This is a genomic window from Reyranella sp. (assembly GCF_017305915.1).
Lineage (GTDB): Bacteria > Pseudomonadota > Alphaproteobacteria > Reyranellales > Reyranellaceae > Reyranella.
The window spans coordinates 186413-207788 of sequence record NZ_JAFKJN010000018.1 but is presented as its reverse complement, the minus strand read 5'-3'; the positions used below and the strand labels follow the sequence as shown (position 1 = coordinate 207788).

20 protein-coding genes are annotated in these 21376 nt (G+C 66.9%); 11 read left to right on the top strand and 9 right to left on the bottom strand.

Features of this window, described 5'->3' with window-relative positions; translation table 11 throughout:
• Positions 1–21: 21 nt before the first annotated feature.
• Positions 22–2346 (top strand): ATP-dependent Clp protease ATP-binding subunit ClpA, encoded by a 2325-nt coding sequence (gene clpA / locus J0J01_RS18180; protein ID WP_296383103.1) that lies wholly within the window; start codon positions 22–24, stop codon positions 2344–2346.
• Entirely contained in the window at positions 2343–2534 is a 192-nt protein-coding gene (locus J0J01_RS18175; protein WP_296383102.1) for a hypothetical protein, read from the top strand. Before clpA ends, J0J01_RS18175 begins: the two co-directional genes overlap by 4 nt.
• A gap of 4 nt (positions 2535–2538) precedes the next feature.
• On the opposite strand, the gene J0J01_RS18170 is transcribed toward J0J01_RS18175, so the two are convergent.
• Together J0J01_RS18170 and J0J01_RS18165 are read right to left on the bottom strand one after the other, a co-directional pair.
• Positions 2539–3720: a GNAT family N-acetyltransferase gene (locus J0J01_RS18170; protein ID WP_296383100.1), complete on the bottom strand. Its 1182-nt coding sequence runs from the start codon at positions 3718–3720 to the stop codon at positions 2539–2541.
• Positions 3721–4135: 415 nt separating this feature from the next.
• Positions 4136–7768 carry a vitamin B12-dependent ribonucleotide reductase gene (locus J0J01_RS18165; protein ID WP_296383098.1) on the bottom strand — a complete coding sequence of 1211 codons (3633 nt, stop codon included), beginning with the start codon at positions 7766–7768 and terminating at the stop codon, positions 4136–4138.
• A gap of 303 nt (positions 7769–8071) precedes the next feature.
• On the opposite strand from J0J01_RS18165, the gene J0J01_RS18160 reads away from it, so the two are divergent.
• From J0J01_RS18160 to J0J01_RS18145, 4 genes are all read left to right on the top strand, one after another.
• Positions 8072–8428: an NADH:ubiquinone oxidoreductase subunit NDUFA12 gene (locus tag J0J01_RS18160; RefSeq protein ID WP_296383097.1), complete on the top strand. Its 357-nt coding sequence runs from the start codon at positions 8072–8074 to the stop codon at positions 8426–8428.
• 4 nt (positions 8429–8432) lie between these two features.
• Positions 8433–8882, top strand: coding sequence for an outer membrane lipid asymmetry maintenance protein MlaD (gene mlaD, locus J0J01_RS18155; RefSeq protein ID WP_296383095.1), 450 nt, complete (start codon positions 8433–8435; stop codon positions 8880–8882).
• Positions 8882–9124, top strand: a complete 243-nt coding sequence (locus tag J0J01_RS18150; RefSeq protein ID WP_296383093.1) for a hypothetical protein — start codon at positions 8882–8884, stop codon at positions 9122–9124. The genes mlaD and J0J01_RS18150 overlap by 1 nt, the downstream gene beginning before the upstream one ends.
• Positions 9125–9194: 70 nt before the next feature.
• Positions 9195–9632, top strand: coding sequence for a DUF2155 domain-containing protein (locus J0J01_RS18145; protein ID WP_296383091.1), 438 nt, complete (start codon positions 9195–9197; stop codon positions 9630–9632).
• Here J0J01_RS18145 and aat read toward each other — a convergent pair.
• Genes aat through J0J01_RS18120 form a run of 5 tightly spaced genes read right to left on the bottom strand, consistent with a single transcriptional unit; the run spans position 9569 to position 13079 of the window.
• Complete coding sequence (gene aat / locus J0J01_RS18140; RefSeq protein WP_365737452.1) at positions 9569–10219, bottom strand: leucyl/phenylalanyl-tRNA--protein transferase; 651 nt, start codon at positions 10217–10219, stop codon at positions 9569–9571. The two genes, J0J01_RS18145 and aat, sit on opposite strands and share 64 nt — an antisense overlap.
• A 4-nt stretch (positions 10220–10223) precedes the next feature.
• Positions 10224–11567, bottom strand: coding sequence for an acetyl-CoA carboxylase biotin carboxylase subunit (accC, locus tag J0J01_RS18135; protein ID WP_296383090.1), 1344 nt, complete (start codon positions 11565–11567; stop codon positions 10224–10226).
• Positions 11567–12025, bottom strand: coding sequence for an acetyl-CoA carboxylase biotin carboxyl carrier protein (accB, locus tag J0J01_RS18130; protein WP_296383088.1), 459 nt, complete (start codon positions 12023–12025; stop codon positions 11567–11569). The genes accC and accB overlap by 1 nt, the downstream gene beginning before the upstream one ends.
• A 21-nt stretch (positions 12026–12046) precedes the next feature.
• Positions 12047–12523, bottom strand: a complete 477-nt coding sequence (gene aroQ, locus J0J01_RS18125) for a type II 3-dehydroquinate dehydratase (protein ID WP_296383086.1) — start codon at positions 12521–12523, stop codon at positions 12047–12049.
• Positions 12524–12563: 40 nt separating this feature from the next.
• Positions 12564–13079 carry a MarR family transcriptional regulator gene (locus J0J01_RS18120; RefSeq protein ID WP_296383085.1) on the bottom strand — a complete coding sequence of 172 codons (516 nt, stop codon included), beginning with the start codon at positions 13077–13079 and terminating at the stop codon, positions 12564–12566.
• Between J0J01_RS18120 and hppD the strand changes: the two genes are divergently transcribed.
• The 5 genes from hppD (at position 13078) to J0J01_RS18095 (ending at position 18814) form a co-directional block, all read left to right on the top strand.
• Positions 13078–14175: a 4-hydroxyphenylpyruvate dioxygenase gene (gene hppD, locus J0J01_RS18115; protein ID WP_296383083.1), complete on the top strand. Its 1098-nt coding sequence runs from the start codon at positions 13078–13080 to the stop codon at positions 14173–14175. The two genes, J0J01_RS18120 and hppD, sit on opposite strands and share 2 nt — an antisense overlap.
• A 145-nt stretch (positions 14176–14320) precedes the next feature.
• Positions 14321–15481, top strand: coding sequence for a homogentisate 1,2-dioxygenase (locus J0J01_RS18110; protein ID WP_296383082.1), 1161 nt, complete (start codon positions 14321–14323; stop codon positions 15479–15481).
• A 136-nt stretch (positions 15482–15617) separates the two neighbouring features.
• Positions 15618–16610: a fumarylacetoacetate hydrolase family protein gene (locus J0J01_RS18105; protein WP_296383080.1), complete on the top strand. Its 993-nt coding sequence runs from the start codon at positions 15618–15620 to the stop codon at positions 16608–16610.
• A gap of 93 nt (positions 16611–16703) precedes the next feature.
• Positions 16704–17348: a maleylacetoacetate isomerase gene (gene maiA, locus J0J01_RS18100; RefSeq protein WP_296383078.1), complete on the top strand. Its 645-nt coding sequence runs from the start codon at positions 16704–16706 to the stop codon at positions 17346–17348.
• Complete coding sequence (locus J0J01_RS18095; protein ID WP_296383076.1) at positions 17345–18814, top strand: hypothetical protein; 1470 nt, start codon at positions 17345–17347, stop codon at positions 18812–18814. The genes maiA and J0J01_RS18095 overlap by 4 nt, the downstream gene beginning before the upstream one ends.
• Positions 18815–19174: 360 nt before the next feature.
• Here the strand turns inward: J0J01_RS18095 and J0J01_RS18090 are convergent, their stop codons facing one another.
• Complete coding sequence (locus J0J01_RS18090; protein ID WP_296383074.1) at positions 19175–19933, bottom strand: DsbA family protein; 759 nt, start codon at positions 19931–19933, stop codon at positions 19175–19177.
• Positions 19934–19954: 21 nt separating this feature from the next.
• Positions 19955–21280 (bottom strand): M48 family metalloprotease, encoded by a 1326-nt coding sequence (locus J0J01_RS18085; protein ID WP_296383071.1) that lies wholly within the window; start codon positions 21278–21280, stop codon positions 19955–19957.
• Between the last annotated feature and the right edge of the window lie 96 nt (positions 21281–21376).

Below are 21376 nucleotides of genomic sequence, written 5' to 3'. Positions count from 1 at the left end.
CGTTAGAAGTCGAGGTGTTCGATGTCCATGTTATCCAAGAACCTCGAGAAGTCCCTCCACCGTGCCTTCGCCCTCGCGGGCGAGCGCCGGCACGAATACGCCACGCTCGAGCACCTGCTGCTGGCGATGACGGAGGACGAGGATGCGACCCCCGTGCTCAAGGCCTGCGGGGTCGATATCGATCGCCTGCGCCATGATCTCGAATCCTTCATCGACAACCGGCTGAAGGGCATCGTCACCCAGACGCCGAGCGAGCCGCTGCCGACCGCGGGCTTCCAGCGCGTGGTGCAGCGCGCCGCGGTGCACGTGCAGTCGTCCGGTCGCAAGGAAGTCACCGGCGCCAACGTGCTGGTCGCGCTGTTCTCCGAGCGCGACAGCCATGCCGTGTCGTTCCTCGAGAACCAGGGCATGTCGCGGCTCGACGCGGTCGACTACATCAGCCACGGCAAGGCCAAGGTGCCGGGCCGCGCCCGCGCCCGCCGCGTCACCGGCTCCGAGGAGGAGAACGGCGGCGAGGCCGCGGTCAAGCAGGGCAACGAGGCGCTCTCCGCCTACTGCGTCGACCTCAACCAGAAGCATCGCGAAGGCCGCGTCGATCCGCTGATCGGCCGCGAGCACGAGGTCGAGCGCACCATCCAAGTGCTGTGCCGGCGCACCAAGAACAACCCGCTCTATGTCGGCGAGCCCGGCGTCGGCAAGACCGCGATCGCCGAGGGCCTGGCCCGCAAGATCGTCGAGGGCGAGGTGCCGGACGTGCTCAAGGAGTCGGTGATCTACGCGCTCGACATGGGTGCGCTGCTCGCCGGCACGCGCTATCGCGGCGACTTCGAGGAGCGGCTGAAGGCGGTCCTCGCCGAGCTCAAGAAGAAGCCCAACTCGGTGCTGTTCATCGACGAGATCCACACCATCATCGGCGCCGGCGCCACCTCGGGCGGCTCGATGGATGCCTCGAACCTGCTCAAGCCCTCGCTGCAGTCGGGCGAGCTGCGCTGCATCGGCTCGACCACCTACAAGGAATACCGCAACTACTTCGAGAAGGACCGCGCGCTGGTGCGGCGCTTCCAGAAGATCGACGTCCCGGAGCCCTCGATCGCCGACGCCATCGAGATCATGAAGGGGCTGAAGCCGGTCTACGAGAAGCACCACCACGTCACCTACACCGACGACGCCATCAAGGCCTCGGTCGAGCTGTCGGCGCGCTACCTGCACGACCGCAAGCTGCCCGACAAGTCGATCGACGTGATCGACGAGGTCGGCGCCGCCCAGATGCTGCGGCCGCAGGACCAGCGCAAGTCGACCATCGACGTGCCGGACATCGAGGAGATCGTCGCCAAGATCGCGCGCATCCCGCCGAAGTCGGTGTCGAAGGACGACACCGAGATGCTGCGCAACATCGACCGCGACCTGAAGACGGTGGTGTTCGGGCAGGACAAGGCGATCAACCAGCTCGCCGCGGCGATCAAGCTCGCCCGGGCGGGCCTGCGCTCGCCGGAGAAGCCGATCGGCTCCTACCTGCTGGCCGGCCCGACCGGCGTCGGCAAGACCGAGGTGACGCGCCAGCTCGCGCGCCTGCTCGGCCTCGAGCTGATCCGCTTCGACATGTCGGAGTACATGGAGCGGCACAGCGTCAGCCGCCTGATCGGCGCGCCGCCGGGCTATGTCGGCTTCGACCAGGGCGGCCTGCTGACCGACCAGGTCAACCAGCACCCGCACTGCGTGATCCTGCTCGACGAGATCGAGAAGGCGCATCCGGACGTATTCAACATCCTTCTGCAGGTGATGGACTACGGCAAGCTGACCGACCACAACGGCCGCACCGTCGACTTCCGCAACGTCATCCTGTGCATGACCACCAACGCGGGCGCGGCGGATCTCGCCAAGCCGGCGCTGGGCTTCGGCCGCGAGGTCCGGCACGACGAGGACGATGATGCGATCAACCGCATGTTCGCGCCGGAGTTCCGCAACCGGCTCGACGCGACGATCAAGTTCGCCAACCTGGGACCGGAGAGCATGAACCGGGTGGTCGACAAGTTCGTGGCCGAGCTCGAGGTCCAGCTCGCCGACCGCAAGGTCTTCATCGAGCTCAGCGACGGTGCCCGCCGCTGGCTGGCCGAGAAGGGCTACGACCGCCTGTTCGGCGCGCGGCCGCTGGCCCGCGTCATCCAGGAGCATCTCAAGAAGCCGCTGGCGGAAGAGGTGCTGTTCGGCAAGCTTTCCAACGGCGGCGGCACGGTACGTGTCGACGTCGAGGGTGAGGGTGCCGCGGCCAAGCTCGTCTTCATCTTCCTGCCGCCCGAGCCGAAGGCCCTGCCGCCGGCCAGCCAGGAACCCGTGCTGGCTGAGTGAAGGCTCTACGGCCCCTCTGGGTCGCTGCCCGGACCGCGGCGCTCGCCACCGCGGTCTATGCGGTGGTTCTCTACATCATCGAGCGCAGCGGCTGGAAGGGGCTGGCGTTCTCGTGGCTCGACACCACGGAGTACGTCGTCTTCTTCGCGATCTTCTTCCTCGGCATGCTGATGGCACCGAGGGGCTGACGGCTCACGACGACTGGTTTTCCTTCCGGAACGGCGAGTACTGCATCAGCTCGGCGATCTCCTGCTCGACCGCCGGGCGTTCCTGCTTGAGGTAGTTGTCGACCGCGCGCCGGAAGCTCGGATCGACGATCCAGTGAGCGGAGTAGGTCTTCACCGGCAGGTAGCCGCGCTGGATCTTGTGGTCGCCTTGCGCCCCGGCCTCGACGCGCTGCAGTCCGTGGGCGATCGCGTAGTCGATGGCCTGGTAGTAGCAGGCTTCGAAATGCAGGAAGGCGTGGCTCTCCAGGCAGCCCCAGTAGCGGCCGTAGAGCGTGTCGTCGCCCTTGATGTTGAGCGCGCCGCCGACCGGGCGGCCGTCGCTCTCGGCCATCACCAGCACGACCTTGTCGGCCATCGTCGAGCCCAGGATGTCGAAAAACGAGCGGGTGAGGTAGGGCGAGCCCCACTTGCGCCCACCGGTGTCCATGTAGAAGGCGAAGAAGGCGTCCCAGTGCTCGGGCTTGAGGTCGTCGCCCGAGAGCTGGCGGATGACCAGCCCGTCGCGGCGCACCGAGTCGCGCTCCTTGCGGATCGCCTTGCGCTTGCGTGAGGCCAGCGCGCCCAGGAAGTCGTCGAAGGTCCCGTAGCCGTCGTTGGCCCAGTGATACTGGCGGCCGAGCCGCTGCAGCCAGCCGTGCGCGCCGAAGCGCTTCCAGTCGGCCTCGCTGCAGAAGGTGGCGTGCACCGAGCTGATGTTGTTGTCGTCGGCGATCTTGGCCAGCATGTCGATCATCGCGTCGCGCACGCCGTCGGCGTACGGGCCCGGACGCACGAACAGCCGCGGCCCGGGCACCGGCGTGAACGGCACCGCCGCCTGCAGCTTCGGGTAATAGCGGCCGCCGGCGCGCTCGAAGGCCTGCGCCCAGCCATGGTCGAAGATGTATTCGCCCTGGCTGTGGCCCTTCACATAGAGCGGCACCGCACCATGCAGCGTGCCGTCGTCGGTCTCGGCCAGCAGGTATTGCGGCTGCCAGCCGGTGCGGCGGCCGACCGACTTGGAGTCTTCCAGTGCCTTCAGGAAGGCGTAGCTGAGGAACGGGCTGCCGGCCGAGCCGGACGCCAGCGCGCAGGCATCCCACTGCGCGGCTTCCACGCCGGAAAGGGTATCGACGACGCGCAGGCCGACGGTCGGGCTGTCATCGGGCATGGCAGGGAGCATAGCGCGAATCGTGCCAGCAATGGGGCCGGCATCGGGACATGCCTGCCGGTCCAGAACTGCAGGCAAAAGAAAAGTCCGGCAGCTGAGGCACGCCGGACGTCAGGTTCGCCTTTCACCCGCAAGCGGGCGTCGATTGGCTTAGCTGCACAAATTCTTGAAGGTGGCCTCCGGCGGGGCTTCCGAATGAAGGAAGCGCCCGACCGGAGGCCGAAAGGCGTTTGGTTAGAGGGGCCAAAGCCTGGGGCTTTGGCCTACGCCCTTACCTGATTTACTGCTTCTTCTTCTTAGCAGCCTTCTTCTTCGCAGCTTTCTTCTTAGCAGCCATAACTGTCTCCTATGGTTAGCTATGAGGTCCTCAACCGTGAGACCCCTGGGGTACGCGGGTACGCTACGCCACGCATGCTCAACTGCACCCGGTGGTGCCGCCGCAGGTCGTGCATTTGAGGCACGTCCCGTTGCGGACCATGGTGAAGTTGCCGCATTCCGGACAGGCATCCCCCTCGAAGCCTTTCAGCTTCGCGGCGTAGGCCGATCCGGTCGCGACGCCGACGACGGCCGTTCCGGCGTTGTGCGCCGAAGCGACGGCTGGGCCGTCCGTCAGTCCGTGGGGCGCGGAGGCGGCGGCGAGCGCTTCATCGGCGATCGCGACACTGCCGGCCGTCCGGCCGTTCAATACGTAAAGGTTGCTGCGCATGTAGCCGACGCTGGCGATGCGGCTCACCGCATCGGCCGCCGCCTGGGCGGCGTCGCTGCCGGCTGCGGGCAGGCCGTCCTCGACCATGCCGCGGCCGACGCCGTCGGGCTGCAGGTCGGCCTGCTCGACATGCGCCAAATCGTTTCGTCCGAGATAGGAGATCGCGAGTTCGCGGAACACGTAGTCGAGGATCGACGTCGACATCTTGATCGCGTCGTTGCCCTCGACCATCCCGGACGGCTCGAAGCGCGTGAAGGTGAAGGCCTCGACGAACTCCTCGAGCGGCACGCCGTATTGCAGGCCGATCGAGATCGCGATGGCGAAGTTGTTCATGACGCTGCGGAAGGCGGCGCCTTCCTTGTGCATGTCGATGAAGATCTCGCCGACCCGGCCGTCCTCGTACTCGCCGGTGCGCAGATAGACCTTGTGACCGCCGACGATGGCCTTTTGCGTGTAGCCCTTGCGCCGCTGCGGCAGGCGTTCGCGGCCGCGGGCGACCTCGCGCTCGACGATGCGTTCCACGATCCGCTCGGCGATGATCGGCGCGCGGGCGGCCGGAGTCATGTCGACGAGGTCGTCGTTCGCGGCGACATCGTCGCCGATCGCCATGGCGGAGAGCGGTTGCGAAAGCTTGGAGCCGTCGCGATAGAGTGCGTTGGCCTTGAGGCCAAGCTTCCAGGACAGTTCGTAAGCCTTCCTGCAGTCGTCTACCGTTGCAGCATTCGGCATGTTGATCGTTTTCGAGATCGCGCCTGAAATGAACGGTTGTGCTGCAGCCATCATGCGTATGTGACTCTCTGCAGACAAGCAGCGTGTGCCATCTCGTCCACAGGGATTTGCACAATCGAACACAGAAAGATGTTCGCGCTTGAGATCGGGTGCGCTCTCGATCGACATCGTCCCGCAGGCGTAGGTGTTCGCCTGCGCGATGTCGGAGCGCGAGAAGCCGAGGCGCGCCAGCAGGTCGAGCTGTGGATCGTTGAGCTCGGAGTCGTCGAGCGCCAGCACCTTGCGGCAGAAGTCGTCGCCCAGCGAGTAGCGCGAGAAGGCGAAGCGGATGTCGAAGGCCGTCGGCAGCGCCTTCTCGAGACGCTCCAGGGTCTCGGTATCGAAGCCGCGCGCCGCCAGGGTCTGGTGATTGATCGCCGGCGCACCCTTCAGCGTGCCGTGACCGACCGCGTGGGACACGATCCGGGCCGTCGTGGCCGCGTCGTAGCCAAGGGTGGCGAGCGCCAGCGGGACCGTCTGGTTGATGATCTTGAAGTAGCCGCCGCCCGACAGCTTCTTGAATTTCATAAGCGCGAAGTCGGGCTCGATGCCGGTGGTGTCGCAATCCATCACCAGGCCGATCGTGCCGGTCGGCGCGATCACCGAGACCTGGGCGTTGCGGAAGCCGTGCTTCTCTCCGAGAGAAAGAGCCCGATCCCAGGCTTTCTTGGCGGCCGCCGCGAGATCGGCGGGGCAGTGGGCGATGTCCAGCGCCACCGGCGGCGTGGAGAGGGCCTTGTAACCGCTCGCCTGGCCGTAGGCGGCGCGGCGATGGTTGTGGATGACCTGCAGCATGGCCTCGCGGTTGGGCGCGAAGCCGGGGAAGGCGCCCATGCCGGCGGCCAACTCGGCGGAGGTGGCATAGGCCGTGCCGGTCATGATCGCCGTGATCGAGCCGGCGATCGCGCGGCCGGCGGCCGAGTCGTAGCCCAGGCCGCGGGCCATCAGCAGGGCGCCGAGATTGGCGTAGCCCAGGCCGAGCGTGCGGTAGCGGTAGGAGAGCTCGGCGATCCGGCGCGACGGGTACTGCGCCATCATCACCGAGATCTCGAGCACGACGGTCCACAGCCGGCTGGCATGCTCCAGCGCCGCCGTGTCGACCGACCCGTCCTCGCGGCGGAACCGCATCAGGTTCAGCGAGGCGAGATTGCAGGCCGTGTCGTCGAGGAACATGTACTCGGAGCACGGATTGGAGGCGTTGATCCGGCCCGACTCGGGGCAGGTGTGCCAGTCGTTGATGGTGGTGTCGAACTGCACGCCGGGGTCGGCGGAGTGCCAGGCGGCCTCGGCGATGCGGTCCCAGAGCTGGGCGGCGCTCACGGTCCTGATCGCCTGGCCGGTGGTGCGGGCGGTCAGCGCCCAGTCGCGGTCCTCGGCGACGGCGCGCAGGAAGTCGTCGGTGACGCGGACCGAGTTGTTGGCGTTCTGGCCCGAGACCGTGGCGTAGGCCTCCGACTCCCAGTCGGTGTCGAAGGTCGGGAACTCGATGTGGCGGTAGCCCTGGCGCGCGAACTGGATGACGCGCTGGATGTAGTTCTCCGGCACCTCGGCGCGGCGGGCGGCGACGATCTCGCGGCGCAGGCGCGGGTTCTGCTTGGGGTCGAAGCCGTCGTCGCACGCCTGCATGATGGCGTTGAGATGCCGGTTGGCGAGCTTCGAGCCGGCGACCAGGGCGGCGACCTTCTGCTCCTCGAGCATCTTCCAGGAGACGAAGTCCTCGACGTCGGGATGGTCGACATCGACCACGACCATCTTGGCCGCGCGCCGCGTCGTGCCGCCCGACTTGATGGCGCCGGCGGCGCGATCGCCGATCTTGAGGAACGACAGCAACCCCGACGACTTGCCGCCGCCGGAGAGCTTCTCGCCCGAGCCGCGGATGCTGCTGAAGTTGGAGCCGGTGCCCGAGCCGTACTTGAAGAGGCGCGCCTCGCGGACCCAGAGGTCCATGATGCCGCCGTCGCTCACCAACTCGTCGGCGACGCCCTGGATGAAGCAGGCATGCGGCTGTGGCCGCTCGTAGGACGAGTCGGACGGATGGGATTCGCCGTCGCGATGGTCGACGTACCAGTGGCCCTGGCCCGCGCCGTCGATGCCGTAGGCCCAGTGCAGCCCGGTGTTGAACCATTGCGGCGAATTCGGCGCCGCCATCTGCGCGGCGAGCATGAAGCAATGCTCGTCGTAGAAGGTGCGGGCGTCGGCTTCGCCGTCGAAGTAGCCGCCCTTCCATCCCCAGTAGGTCCACGCACCGGCCATGCGATGGAAGACCTGACGCGCGCTGATCTCGCCGCCGAGCTGCTGGTCGGCCGCCGTCTCGTCGGGAACCGAACGCCACAACCACTCGGGGACATCGGCCTCGGCGACTTTCTTCAGATGGCGCGCGACGCCGGCGCGGCGGAAGTACTTCTGCGCCAGCACGTCGGTGGCGACCTGCGACCACGCGTCGGGCACTTCGATGCTGCGCTGCTGGAAGACGATGGTGCCGTCGGGATTGCGGATCTCGGAATCGCCAGCACGGAACGCCATCCTTTCGAATGGCGATTCTCCTGCTCGCGTAAACCGGCGCTCCAAGCGCATCGACCGATCCCCCGTACCCAGTTGCCGTCGTTAAAAGTTCAGTCGCGGGGTGCTCGAAGTGTTAGGCTGAGCACGCACATATGGGCACACAGCGATACTAAATTACAAAATCTTGTGTGCGCAACTACATTTTGTAGACCAGTATGTTGATGGCACTACATGATGCAACTTGGCAACACAGGGGGCGAGACCGGCTAATTCGCATGACGACGAACGATCGTCGCGAGGCTGTGCGTACCGTCGCGTTGCCAGTCACAAAGCGCCCGCGTACAAGCGGCGCACGGCTTTTACGAGAGTGAGTGAATGACGTTCGGCACCTGGCTCTTCACCAAGATGCGCGGCGAACTTGTCGGGAGCGACGAGCAAGGCAATCGCTACTTTCAGGACAAGCGTCTGATCCCCGGCATGCGCCGCCGCAAGCGCTGGGTGATCTACAACGGCGAACCCGAGGCCTCGCGCGTGCCGCCCGACTGGCACGGCTGGCTGCACTACACCTCCGACACGCCGCCGCCGGCCGGCGGCTACCCGCGCCGGCCGTGGCAGAAGGAGCATGTGCCCAACCTCACCGGCACGCCGGTCGCCTACCATCCGCCGGGCTCGACCGTGGTGGCGAGCGAGAACAAGCCCAAGCCGCACTACGAGGCCTGGCGCCCAGGGTGATCACGTGAATCGCAACTTCGTCGAGACGATCGTCGGCGCGCTGGTCCTGCTGGTCGCCGGCGTCTTCGTCTTCTACGCCTTCGCCAAGTCCGACCGCTCGGGCCCCGACGGCTACGAGGTGGTCGCCCGGTTCGGCCGCATCGACGGGCTGAAGCGCGGCGCCGACGTCACCATGAGCGGCGTCAAGGTCGGCACCGTCACGTCGATCGAGCTCGACCGCAAGACGTTCCAGGCGGTGGTGCGACTCGCGGTGTCGTCGAGCGTGCCGATCCCTGAGGACACCAACGCCAAGATCGTGGCCGAATCGCTGCTCGGCGGCATGGTGGTGGTGCTTGATCCCGGCGGCGACAAGACCATGTTGAAAGCCGGCGGCGAGATCAACAATACGCAGGACGCCATTTCCTTCACCGAGTTGCTCGCCAAGTTCATGTTCAGCGGCACGGGGTCGAAGTGATGAACGCTCGGGTTTCCAAGACGCCGCCCAAGGCGTCGCCGGTGTGGCGGCAATCGGACGGCAAGCCCGTATCCTGCCTCGAAAAGATCAAGGTCCTGAACCAGAACATCTCGGAGATCGAGACCCTCTGCGCCGACGCGCTGGAGGACGGAGTCCTGATGGGATGCGACGCGGACCAGATCAAGCAGGCGCTGCACGAGCTGATCGAAGGCTTGCCGGTTCCTCACGACAAGAAGGGCTGAACCCTTCTGTCATCCTGAGCGCAGCGAAGGATCTCATGGCCTTTCAACACGCATACTGGTGGCAATCGCCATGAGGTCCTTCGCTGCGCTCAGGACGACAGGATTTGTGTTCCTGGCTGTCATGGGCACCGCCGCCGCGCAGCAGGCCAATCCGTCGTTGCGGGCGATCCCGGACGGGCCGGGCAAGCGGGTGGCCGAGCTGCAGGGCCTCGACAAGGTGACGGCGCGCACGCGGCGCTTCTACGCCCCGGTCGGCGAGACCACGCGTTTCGGCACCCTCGACATCCAGGTCGGCGACTGCATGGTCAACACGCCGGACGCGCCGCCGGAATCGGCGGCCTACCTCACCATCATCGATCACAAGCCGGGTCAGTCCGAGCAGAAGCTGTTCGCCGGCTGGATGTTCGCCTCGACCCCGGCACTGTCGGCGCTCGACGACGGCGTCTACGACGTGCGTGTGCTCGCCTGCACGATGGTGCAGGGATCCTCGCCCCCCAGCTCGCGCTGAAACGCGGCGCGGCGGTCGACCGCCTCGGCCAGCAGCACCCGGAACTCCTCGCGCGGCATCTCGACCGCGCCGAAGCTGCGCAGATGCTCGGTCATGAACTGGCAGTCGAGCAATCGGAAGCCGCCCTTGATCAGCCGCGCCACCAGATGGACCAGCGCCACCTTGGAGGCATCGCGCTCGCGGCTGAACATGCTCTCGCCGAAGAACGCCGCGCCGACCGACACGCCGTAGAGGCCGCCGACCAGGTGGCCGTCGCGCCGGCATTCGATGCTGTGGGCGTGGCCGCGCCGGTGCAGGTCGCCATAGAGGCCGAGGATCGGCTCGTTGATCCAGCTCTCGGGGTGGCCGGGCCGGGGCTCGGCGCAGGCGCGCATGACGTCGGTGAAGGCCTGGTCGGCGGTGACCTCGAAGGTACCCTGGCGCACCGTGCGGGCCAGCCGCTTGGGCAAATGGAAGCCGTCGAGCGGCAGGACCGCGCGCAGCCGGGGATCGAGCCAGTAGAGCTTGGGATCGTCGCGGCGCTCCCCCATGGGGAAGACGCCGATGCGGTAGGCCTGGAGCAGCAGCTCGGGCGTGATCTCCAGCATCCGGCTACTTCTTGAGGCCGACCAGCTTCTCCAGCCAGTGGATGTTGTACTCGCCGTCGATGAATTCCTGCTGTTGGATGATCTTCTGGTGCAGCGGGATGGTGGTCTCGATGCCGCCGATCACGAACTCCTCGAGCGAGCGGCGCAGGCGCATCAGGCACTCGTTGCGGCTGGGCCCGCTCACGATCAGCTTGGCGACCATCGAATCGTAGAACGGCGGGATCGAGTAGCCGGCATAGAGGCCGCTATCGACGCGCACGCCGAGGCCGCCGGGCGGATGGTAGTCGATCACCTTGCCGGGCGAGGGCGTGAAGGTCTCGGGGTTCTCGGCATTGACCCGGCATTCGATGGCGTGGCCGTGGAACTGGATGTCCTTCTGGCTGAGCGCCAGCGGCCCGCCGGCGGCGATGCGGATCTGCTCGCGCACCAGGTCGATGCCGGTCACCGCCTCGGTGATCGGATGCTCGACCTGCAGGCGGGTGTTCATCTCGATGAAGTAGAACTCGCCGTCCTGGAACAGGAATTCCATGGTGCCGGCGCCGCGATACTTGAGCTTTCGCACCGCCGCGGCGGCAAGCTCGCCGATCTTGGCGCGTTGCTCGGCGTTGAGGGCCGGGGAGGGCGCTTCCTCCAGAACCTTCTGGTGCCGACGCTGCAGCGAGCAGTCGCGCTCGCCGAGATGCACGCCTTCGCCACGGCCGTCGCCCAGCACCTGGATCTCGATGTGGCGCGGCGCGCCGAGATACTTCTCGAGGTAGACCGAGTCGTTGCTGAAGGCGGCCTTGGCTTCGGCGCGGGCCAGCGAGAACGCCTCGGCGGCCTCGTCGGGGCTGTTCACCACCTTCATGCCGCGGCCGCCGCCGCCGGCGACCGCCTTGATCAGCACCGGCCAGCCGATCTTCTCGCCCAGCTCGACGACCTCCCCGAGCGAGCCGACCGGGCCGGGCGAGCCGGGCACCAGCGGCAGGCCGAGCTCCTGGGCGGTCTGCTTGGCGACGATCTTGTCGCCCATCATGCGGATGTGCTCGGCGGTCGGACCGATGAAGGTGAAGCCGTGCGCCTCCACCGCTTCGGCAAAACGCGCATTCTCCGACAGAAAGCCGTAGCCGGGATGGATGGCGTCGACGCCGGCGATGGTCGCGGCCGACAGGATCGACGGGATGTTGAGATAGCTGTCGCGCGCCGGCGGCGGCCCGATGCAGACCGATTCGTCGGCCAGCCGGACATGCATGGCGTCGCTGTCGGCGGTCGAATGCACGGCAACGGTCTGGATGCCCATCTCGCGGCAGGCGCGATGGATGCGAAGCGCGATCTCGCCGCGATTGGCGATCAGGACCTTGTCGAACATTATTCGACGATCATCAGAACTTCGCCGAATTCGACCGGCCGCGCGTTCTCGATCAGGATCTGGGTGACGGTGCCGGCCTTGGGCGCCTTGATCGGGTTGAAGGTCTTCATCGCCTCGATGATTAGCAGCGTCTGACCGGCCGCGACCTTGTCGCCAACGTTGACGAACATCGGCTTGCCGGGTTCGGGCGACAGGTACGCAGTGCCGACCATCGGCGATTTCACGGCCCCCGGATGGTCACCCGCGGCAGCGACCGCAACCGGCACCATCGCAACCGGGGCGGCGGCGGCCATCGGGGCGAGGGCGATCGGCGCGGTGGCCGAAGCGGTCACCGTGGTCGGCCGGGCGACCCGGATCTTGCGCTCGCCGTCGGCCAGCTCGATCTCGCCCAGATTGGTCTCCTCGAGGATGGCCGCGAGCTTGCGGATGAAGTCGGTGTCCATCTCGAATTTGGCCATGGGGTTTCTCTCCCGAAAATCTTATCGCGCCAGCAGGCGGGCGAGCGCCTGCAAGGCCAGGAGATAACCCTGGCTGCCGAGCCCCGCGATCACGCCGACCGCGGCCGGACTTATATAGGAGTGATGCCGGAAGGCTTCACGCTTGTAGATATTGGAAAGGTGCACTTCCACTGCCGGCAGTTCGGCGGCGTTCAGGGCGTCCAGCAGGGCCACCGAGGTGTGGGTATAGGCCCCGGCATTGATCACGATGCCGGAATTCTGCTCCCGGGCGGCCTGGATGCGGTCGACCAGAGCGCCCTCGTGGTTGCTCTGCAAGAACTCGACGCCGAGGCCAAGCCGCTTGGCTTCCGTCCGGCAGGCCGCCTCGACGTCGACCAGGGTCTCGCGGCCATAGATCTCCGGCTGCCGCTTGCCCAGCATGTTGAGATTGGGCCCGTTGAGCACCAGCACCGGCTTCGTCTCCGAGGCCGGCGGGCGCCGGGCGGCCTTAGCGGCCAAGGCTGCCTCCGTCGTAGGTTGGCCGGCCTTATAGCAGTAACTAGCGGTTTTGACGCAATAGCTGGGCGTGGATGAAAAGCCGGTCGCTGAGCGCATCGAACTGGCGCCGTTCCTCGGGCGTCAGCGCCCCATAGAGCTCGGCCTCGTATTCCAGGGCTAACGGCACGATCCGGGCATGGACGCTGCGGCCGCGGGCGCTGAGCCTGAGGGGCGCGCGGCGGCGGTCGGCCCGGTCCGCGGTCCGCTCCACCAGCCCGCGTTTCTCCAGGCCTGCCACGGCCCGGCTGACCGCCACCTTGTCCATGACGATACGTTGACCCACCTCAGAGGCGGTGAGCGGCGCGAACCGGCCCAGTGCCGCCATCACCCGCCATTCGGTCACTGCCAGGTCGAACGGGCCGGCGTAGAGGTCATGCAGCGATTCGCTGACAAGCTGGGCCAGCACCGACAGCCGATAGGGGAGGAATTTCTCCAGCTCGAGGGTCCGCGAGGGGGCTTGCAAAGGGGACGGCATAATAGTTACATCTGAAACCAATCGGCGTTGGAGGTCAATCATGGCAAGCGCAAGCGTCAGCGACCCCAAGCTCCTGCAGGCCGATCCGGTCAATCCAATGGGCACCGACGGCTTCGAGTTCGTCGAATACACCGCGCCCGATCCCGCTGCCCTCGGCCGCCTGTTCGAGAGCATGGGCTTCGTGAAGGTCGCGAAGCACCGCTCCAAGAACGTCTCGCTCTACCGCCAGGGCGACGTGAACTTCATCGTCAATGCCGAGCCCGACAGCTTCGCCCAGGGCTTCGCCCGAGTGCACGGTCCCTCGATCTGCGCCATCGCCTTCCGGGTGAAGAACGCGGCCTTCGCCTACCGGCGGGCGCTGTCGCTCGGCGCCTGGGGCGTCGAGGGCAAGGTCGGGCCGATGGAGCTCAACATCCCGGCGATCAAGGGCATCGGCGATTCGCTGATCTACCTGGTCGACCGCTACGGTTCCAAGGGCAGCATCTACGACGTCGACTTCGAGTACCTGCCGGGCATCGATCCCAATCCGCAGGGCGTCGGCCTCACCTACATCGACCACCTGACGCACAACGTCCATCGCGGGCGCATGGCGGAGTGGGCGGACTTCTACGAGCGGCTCTTCAATTTCCGCGAGATCCGCTACTTCGACATCGAGGGCAAGCTGACGGGGCTGAAGTCCAAGGCGATGACCAGCCCGTGCGGCAGGATCCGCATCCCGATCAACGAGAGCTCCGACGACAAGTCGCAGATCCAGGAGTATCTCTCCGCCTATCACGGCGAGGGCATCCAGCACATCGCGCTTGGCACCAACGACATCTACGACTCCGTGGAAGCGCTCAAGCTCAAGGGCGTGCCGTTCCAGGACGTTCCCGATACTTACTATGAGCAGGTCGATGTGCGCCTGCCAGAGCACGGCGAGAACCTCCAGCGAATGAGCGCCGACCGCATCCTGATCGACGGCGCGCCGACCAAGGGCGGCGGCCTGCTGTTGCAGATCTTCACCCAGACGGTGATCGGCCCGATCTTCTTCGAGATCATCCAGCGCCGCGGCAACGAGGGCTTCGGCGAGGGCAACTTCCGCGCCCTGTTCGAATCGATCGAACTCGACCAGATCCGCCGCGGGGTATTGAAGGAATAAATCCTCCCCCGTCATCGGGGGAGGTGCCCCGCTCATAGCGGGGCGGAGGGGTCGGAGGCATCGCGAAGAAGCTCATGACCCCTCCGTCGGCGCAGACGCCGACACTCCCCATGTGAATGGGGAGGAAAGTTAGAGGAGGAACGAGATGGCCAAGAATTGGATTCCCTTGCGCCAGGTGGAGGGCACGGCCTCGCGCCAGGCGCATGTCCGGCTGCCTGAAGGCACCTACGAGCGCGAGATCAGCAAGGAGGGCTTCTTCGGCCCCTCGGCGCAGTTCCATCACAAGCACAAGCCGACCGACTGGGTCGACTTCGACGGGCCGATCCGCCCGCGCGCGCTCGACCTCAACAAGCTCGCAACGGCGCACGCCAATCCCTGGCAGGGGGAGCTGGTGATGAATAACCCGCACCTGCAGATGCGGATCTGGAAGCTCGACCAGCCGATGACCGAGCTCGCGCGCAACAGCGACGGCGACCAGCTCCTGTTCGTCCACGAGGGCGCGGGCGACCTGTTCTGCGACTACGGCCATCTCGAGTATCGCGACGGCGACTACATCGTGATCCCGCGCGGCACGATGTGGCGGCTCTCCCCGAAGCAGCCGACCGTGTCGCTGATGATCGAGGCGACCAACGACCACTTCACCCTGCCGGAGAAGGGCATGGTCGGCCGGCACGCGATCTTCGATCCGGCGATGCTCGACACGCCGCACATCGACGACGCCTTCAAGGCGCAGCAGGACGAGCGCCCCTGGAAGGTCTCGGTGAAGCGCCGCCATGCGCTGTCGACCGTGACCTTCCCGTTCAATCCCCTGGACGCGATCGGCTGGCACGGCGATCTCAGCGTCGTGCGCATCAACTGGCGGGACATAAGGCCGCTGATGAGCCATCGCGCCCATCTGCCGCCGTCGGCACACACGACGTTCGTGGCCGGCCGCTTCGTCGTCTGCACCTTCGTGCCGCGGCCGCTGGAGAGCGATCCCGAGGCGCTGCGCCTGCCGTTCTTCCACAACAACGACGACTTCGACGAGGTCATCTTCTATCACAAGGGCAGCTTCTTCAGCCGCGACAACATCCATCCCGGCATGATGACGGTGCACCCGTCGGGCTTCACCCACGGCCCGCATCCCAAGGCGTTCAACGCCGCCACCAAGTCGGTCCAAAGTGGCGGCAAGACCGAGACGGACGAAGTGGCCGTCATGGTCGACACGCGTGACGCGATCGACATCGCCGCGATGCCGGCCGGCGTCGAGTTCGAAGGCTACGTGAAGTCGTGGCGTCCCCCCGAGATGAAGCAGGCGGCAGAGTAGGCGAAGCACCACGACCACCTCACCCTGAGGAGCGGCCCGCAGGGCCGCGTCTCGAAGGGTGGGCAACACCGAGACTGTGGCCACCCTTCGAGACGCACCGCTGCGCGGCGCTCCTCAGGGTGAGGGAAGGGAAGAGATGAAACTTGCGTCCTTGAAGGAAGGCGGCCGCGACGGCACGCTGATCGTCGTCGACCGCGACCTGAAGCGTGCCGTGCGCGCCAGCGCCATCGTGCCGACCCTGCAGAAGGCCCTGGAGGACTGGTCGACGTTCGCGCCCAAGCTCCAGGGCCTGGCCGAGACGCTGCGCGACGACAGGGCGCCGGGCTCGTTCGAGCTCGATCGCACGGCGCTCGCGGCGCCGCTGCCGCGCGCCTACCAGTGGGCCGACGGCTCGGCCTATGTCGTGCATGTCGAGCTGGTGCGCAAGGCGCGCGGCGTCGAGATGCCGCCCAGCTTCTGGACCGATCCGCTGATGTACCAGGGCGGCTCGGACTCCTTCGTCGGCCCGACCGACGAGATCGAGCTGGCCGACGAAGCCTGGGGCATCGATTTCGAGGGCGAGATCGGCGTGATCACCGACGACGTGCCGATGGGCATCTCGCCCGAGGCGGCGCGCAAGCACATCAAGCTGGTGACCATCCTGAACGACGTGTCGCTGCGTAACGTGATCGTCACGGAGCTGGCCAAGGGCTTCGGCTTCTTCCACGGCAAGCCGGCGACCGCCTTCGCGCCGGTCGCGGTCACGCCCGACGAGCTGGGCGAGGCCTGGGACGGCGCCCGGCTCGACCTGCCGCTGATCTCGACCTTCAACGGCAAGGAGTTCGGCCATCCCAATGCGGCGACCGACCTGACTTTCGATTTCGGCCAGCTCATCGCCCACGCAGCGAAGACGCGGTACCTCGAGGCCGGCACCGTCGTCGGCTCGGGGACTGTCGCCAACCGCGACTCCGCGGTCGGTTGCTCCTGCATCGCCGAGCGACGGGTGCGGGAAACAATCGATACCGGCAAGCCCGTGACACCCTTCATGAAATTCGGCGACCACATCCGCATCGAGATGTTCGACAAGGCCGGCCAGTCGATCTTCGGCGCCATCGACCAGAAGGTCGTGAAGTACGACCCGCCGGGCTGATGTTTTTGTCATCCTGAGCGAAGCGAAGGATCCTTCGCTTCGCTCAGGATGACAGCCTACGCCCCCAGCCTCTAAGGTGCCTCCGGAGGCCTCATGAAGCTGATCGGCTATTTCCGCTCGTCGGCGGCGTTTCGCGTGCGCATCGCGCTCAACCTCAAGGGCATCACGGTCGAGCATGCGTCCCGCCATCTGCGGAAGGGTGAGCATCGCGCGCCCGACTACGTCGCGATCAATCCACAGAAGCTCGTCCCGGCGCTGGTGCTCGACGGCGGCGAGGTGCTGACCCAGTCGCTGGCGATCCTGGAGTATCTCGAGGAGACGCATCCCGACCCGCCGCTGCTGCCTGCGGACCCGGTCGGCCGCGCGCGGGTGCGTGCGCTCGCCCTGATCCCGACCGCCGACATCCATCCGATCCAGAACCTGCGGGTGATGGCCTACCTGCGCGAAATGTACGAGCAGTCGGAGGAGGGCACCTTCGCCTGGTCGCGGCACTGGATCGAGACCGGCTTCGAGGCCTACGAGGCGTCGGTCGCCCACAACCGTCACACCGGCGCCTTCAGCCACGGCGACCTGCCGACCATGGCCGACCTCTGCCTGGTGCCGCAGGTCTTCAACGCCCAGCGCTTCAAGGTCGACATGGCGAAGTTCCCGACCATCCAGCGCATCTACACCACCTGCATGCAGCATCCCGCCTTCGACTCGGCGCAACCGTCCAAGCAGCCGGACGCCGAGCCATGAGGAAAAGCCTCGTCGCGGCGCTGGCCGCCGTCGTGGTGGCCGGCGCCGCCGTCGCGGCGGTACCGCTGGTCGAGCATCGCGCCGCCCGGCAGATCAAGGCCGACATCGAGCGCGACGGCGCCACCAGGGTCGATTCTGTCGAGGTCGGCCTGTTCGACCGCAAGATCGTCATGAACGACCTGAAGGCCGTGCGCGTCGGCGAGATCAGCATCGGCCGCTGGGAGGCGTCGGGCCTGGCCTGGCCGCTGGGCGAGCTGATCAAGGGCAACACACCGTTGTCGGGACTGAAGCTCGGCGATCCCCTGCGGGCGAAGCACCTCGAGGTGCACGACCTCACCATGGTCCAGGACAAGGCCCGCTGGTCGGTCGCGTCGTTGGCGGTCGATGAGTTCAGCCTCGATCGCTATGACCCGGCGGTCGGGCCGGGCCAGTTCAGCCATCTCACGGCGCGCATCCTCGCCGCCCTGTCGATGGGCCATGCGGAGGAGAAGGGCGCGACCGTCACCAACCTGCTCACCAACGAGAAGCTCGCGATCGACTCGCTGGTGATCAACCGGTTCGACAAGGGCCAAGTCGGCGCGATGGTCATGACCGGCTTCGAGCTCGGGGGCAAGCCGCTGGGCGAGCCGATGTTCCGCATGGCCGAGTTCAAGCTCGGCGACCTCGATTTCCAGCGCGGGCTAAAGGCCATGAGCGGCGTGGCGTGGCGGCCGGGCATGCCGCTGGGCCGCGTCGATCTCGGATCGGCGAGCATGACCGGCTTCGGCGGCGAAGCGCTGCGGCGCTACGGCATCGCGCTCGGCAGCATCACCCATCAGAGCAAGTACGAGAACAAGGACGTCCGGCATTCGCGCATGCTCGTCGAAGGCTTCGTCCTCAACCCGCCGGCCGGCAACCGCGAAGCGCTGCAGATCCGCATCGTGCTGCAGGCGATGGGGCTGAAGGAGCTGAAGCTCGCGATGGACTGCTCGGGCACCGAGGATCGCGCCAAGGGCGAAGTCGGCGTCGATCGCTGCGCGCTGAGCGGGCCCGATCTCGGCGAGGTCGACCTGTCGCTCAAGGTGGTCAACGCCGATCCGCCGTTCTGGCAGGCGATCGACGACGGCAACACCTTCGCGCTGCTGGGCAGCAAGGCGGGCGTGGGCGGCGCCAGGATCGTCGTCGCCGATCGCGGCCTGGTCGAGCGCTCGATGAAGGCCGTCGCGGCCACCTCCGGTCAGGCGCCGGCGGCGGTACGCGCCGCCTTCGCCCAGGAGGTCCGCCGCTATCAGCCGCCCGGCGTGCTGATCACCGACGATCTCAGCAAGCTGCTCGACACCGCGGCGCATTTCATCGAGCGCGGCGGCACCTTCACCCTGGAGGCCAAGCCGCCGAGCCCGATCGGCCTCGACAAGGCGCCGTATTTCAGCCGGCCCGGTCCCGACCTGGTCGACGCGCTCGGCCTCTCGGCGACGCTCTCCCGTTAGCCATCGCCTCTTACGTCGAATCGCCTCGCCTTCGAGATGCCTGTTTGGCTGTGGATAAGCCTGCGCGGACGAGCCTCATTATGGGCAATGGACTGCGAGCCGGTTCCTGATTTCCGGGGCCAAAATTCGCGGCCATTGCCCATATTGGGAGTCTGACGTGCGTTGCTGCAGTGTGGCGCGCATGATGAGGCCCGCTTTTTGTTCGAACCGTCGCGCGCCACGGGCGCGGAGAGCCGGCGCACAAGAGGCGGAGCATCTCAAAAAAATTTTGGGACTCGGAGGCCTCCGATGCTGATGCCATCGGCATTTACCCCGCCCCACGGCCCCTTGGGACGAGTGGGACGGCGAGCGGACCCTGCTCTACCCCTTGCGCGCGTCGGCGATCATCTGCCTCAGCGTGCCGGCATCGACCGCGCCGGGCACGAACTGCTTGCCGATCACGAAGGCCGGCGTGCCGCGCACGCCGAGCGCCTGGGCGAGCTCCATGTTGCGCTCGATGATCGCCTTCAGCTTCGGATCCTCCATGTCCTTCTGCAGCTGCGCGACGTCGAGGCCGACCGAGCCGGCGATCTCCATGATCTTGTCGCGGTCGAGCTTGCCGTTGAACTCCATCAGCGCATTGTGCAGGGCGAGGTGCTTGTTCTGCGCCCGCGAGGCCAGCGCCGCCAGCGCGGCGATGCGCGACGGCTCGCCGAGGATCGGCAGGTCCTTGAACACCAGCCGCACCTTGCCGTCGGCGGCCAGCACCGACTTCACCGCGGCGTGGGCGCGCTTGCAGTAGGGGCACTGGTAGTCGCTGAACTCGACGATGGTGACGTCGCCGTTAGGATTGCCGGTGGTCGGGGTCTCGGGATCGTTCAGCAGCCCCTCGCGGTGCTCCAGGATCGCCTTCACGGCCTGCGTGTCGCGCTGGCTGTCCTGCTTGCGCTCGAGCTCCTGCATCGCCTCGACCAGCACCTCGGGGTTGGCGATCAGGTAGTCGCGGATCGCCTTGCCCAGCGCCGCCTTGTCGGGCGTGGCCGCGGCCGATGCCGATGCCCGGTCGGGCAGGGCACGCACGCCGAGGACGGCGCCGATGGCGATCAGGCCGCCGCAGAGGATGAGGAGAATCGAACGCATGGGATCACTCCGGAAGAGGGGTTATTTCTTGCGCGGCCGCGAGTTGATGTAGGCCTTGATGTCCTGCGCCCGCTGCCAGGCCGGCGTGCCGGCCTGCAACTGGCGCTCGGCGGCGGCGGCATGGGCCTGCGCCTCGGCGCGCTGGCCGCGGATGATCGCCATCTCGGCGCGCGCCAGCGACGTCATGCCGGGATTGTTGAGCCTGGAGTAGCCGGACGCCATCAGGCGCCACAGATCGAAGCTGCCCGATTCGGTCTGCGCCGCCATCTCGAGGTTGCGCACCGCCTCGCGGTCATTCTCCGGCTTGTTGGTCTCGAGCAGGGCGCGGGCGAAATCGACCTTGATGATGCCCACCGCCGGCAGCAGCTGCACCGCGCGCCGGTAGGACGGCACCGCTTCGTTGGCACGGCCGTTCTCGTAGAGCATCTGGCCGCGCAGCTCGTGGAAGTAGGGATCGTTGGGCTGCTCCTTCAGCAGGCCGTCGATGGTGAGCAATCCCGAGCCGAGCGCGCCGGTGCGATAGAGCGCGATGGCGCGGGCGTAGCGCGCCGGCACCGAGCGGTCGGCCTCGGAGAAGCGCTGCAGCGCGCTGCTGGGCGAGATGAAGCCCAGCAGCTTCGCGACCATGCGATGGTGCATGTCGAGGAACTGCGGGGTGTCGGGCGTGTTGGTGTAGGGCGAGCGCGCCGCCGCCTGCTCGAACGCGTCGATGCGCTCGGGCGTCAGCGGATGGGTCGTCAGGTACGGGTCGCGCCGGCCGATCAGCATGCGCTCCTCGCGCTGCAGGACGCGCAGGAACTCGATGGTGCCCTTGACCGACTGGTGGGTGCGCTCGAGGAAGGTCATCGCCGCCTGGTCGGCCGAGCTCTCCTGGGTCTGGGTGTATTTCAGGAAGGCCAGCAGCGAGCCCGGCGCGCCGATGCCGCCGCCCGAGTCGGCCGGCGCCGGGCGGCCCATGCCGCCGCCGCCGATCGAGCTGCCGGCCATCGCGCCCGCGCCGAGCAGCGCCTCGAGGATCTGCAGCGTGGAGAGCCGCTCCATCTCCTCCTGCGCGCGCGCGAGATGGCCACCGGAGATGTGGCCGGTCTCATGCGCCAGCACGCCGATCAACTGGTTGGGCCGCTCGGTGCGCATCAAGAGGCCGGTGTTGATGAAGATGCGCTGGCCGCCGGCGACGAAAGCGTTGAGCGTGCCGTCCTGCACGATCATGATCTCGACCGCACTGGGATCGAGACCGGCGACGCGCCAGATCGGCGTCACCATCGTGCGGATGCTGTTCTCGATCTCGGCGTCGCGGATCAGACTGAGCCGTTGACCTTGCTGCGCAAGCCCGGCACGAAACGGCACGAGCGCGAGCAAGGTGACACAGAAGAGGGTTAAGATGCGACGGGACACGGGTGGCACGGCTGTGGCGCAGGCTATGAACGCTCGCGCGCGCCGTCA

Excerpts from the sequence above, each read along its gene's own strand:
- clpA (WP_296383103.1), top strand. The coding sequence starts at position 22 with ATGTCCATGTTATCCAAGAACCTCGAGAAGTCCCTCCACCGTGCCTTC.
- J0J01_RS18170 (WP_296383100.1), bottom strand. The coding sequence starts at position 3,720 with ATGCCCGATGACAGCCCGACCGTCGGCCTGCGCGTCGTCGATACCCTT.
- J0J01_RS18165 (WP_296383098.1), bottom strand. The coding sequence starts at position 7,768 with ATGCGCTTGGAGCGCCGGTTTACGCGAGCAGGAGAATCGCCATTCGAA.
- J0J01_RS18160 (WP_296383097.1), top strand. The coding sequence starts at position 8,072 with ATGACGTTCGGCACCTGGCTCTTCACCAAGATGCGCGGCGAACTTGTC.
- J0J01_RS18150 (WP_296383093.1), top strand. The coding sequence starts at position 8,882 with ATGAACGCTCGGGTTTCCAAGACGCCGCCCAAGGCGTCGCCGGTGTGG.
- J0J01_RS18145 (WP_296383091.1), top strand. The coding sequence starts at position 9,195 with ATGAGGTCCTTCGCTGCGCTCAGGACGACAGGATTTGTGTTCCTGGCT.
- aat (WP_365737452.1), bottom strand. The coding sequence starts at position 10,219 with ATGCTGGAGATCACGCCCGAGCTGCTGCTCCAGGCCTACCGCATCGGC.
- accC (WP_296383090.1), bottom strand. The coding sequence starts at position 11,567 with ATGTTCGACAAGGTCCTGATCGCCAATCGCGGCGAGATCGCGCTTCGC.
- accB (WP_296383088.1), bottom strand. The coding sequence starts at position 12,025 with ATGGCCAAATTCGAGATGGACACCGACTTCATCCGCAAGCTCGCGGCC.
- hppD (WP_296383083.1), top strand. The coding sequence starts at position 13,078 with ATGGCAAGCGCAAGCGTCAGCGACCCCAAGCTCCTGCAGGCCGATCCG.
- J0J01_RS18120 (WP_296383085.1), bottom strand. The coding sequence starts at position 13,079 with ATGATTGACCTCCAACGCCGATTGGTTTCAGATGTAACTATTATGCCG.
- J0J01_RS18110 (WP_296383082.1), top strand. The coding sequence starts at position 14,321 with ATGGCCAAGAATTGGATTCCCTTGCGCCAGGTGGAGGGCACGGCCTCG.
- J0J01_RS18105 (WP_296383080.1), top strand. The coding sequence starts at position 15,618 with ATGAAACTTGCGTCCTTGAAGGAAGGCGGCCGCGACGGCACGCTGATC.
- maiA (WP_296383078.1), top strand. The coding sequence starts at position 16,704 with ATGAAGCTGATCGGCTATTTCCGCTCGTCGGCGGCGTTTCGCGTGCGC.
- J0J01_RS18095 (WP_296383076.1), top strand. The coding sequence starts at position 17,345 with ATGAGGAAAAGCCTCGTCGCGGCGCTGGCCGCCGTCGTGGTGGCCGGC.
- J0J01_RS18090 (WP_296383074.1), bottom strand. The coding sequence starts at position 19,933 with ATGCGTTCGATTCTCCTCATCCTCTGCGGCGGCCTGATCGCCATCGGC.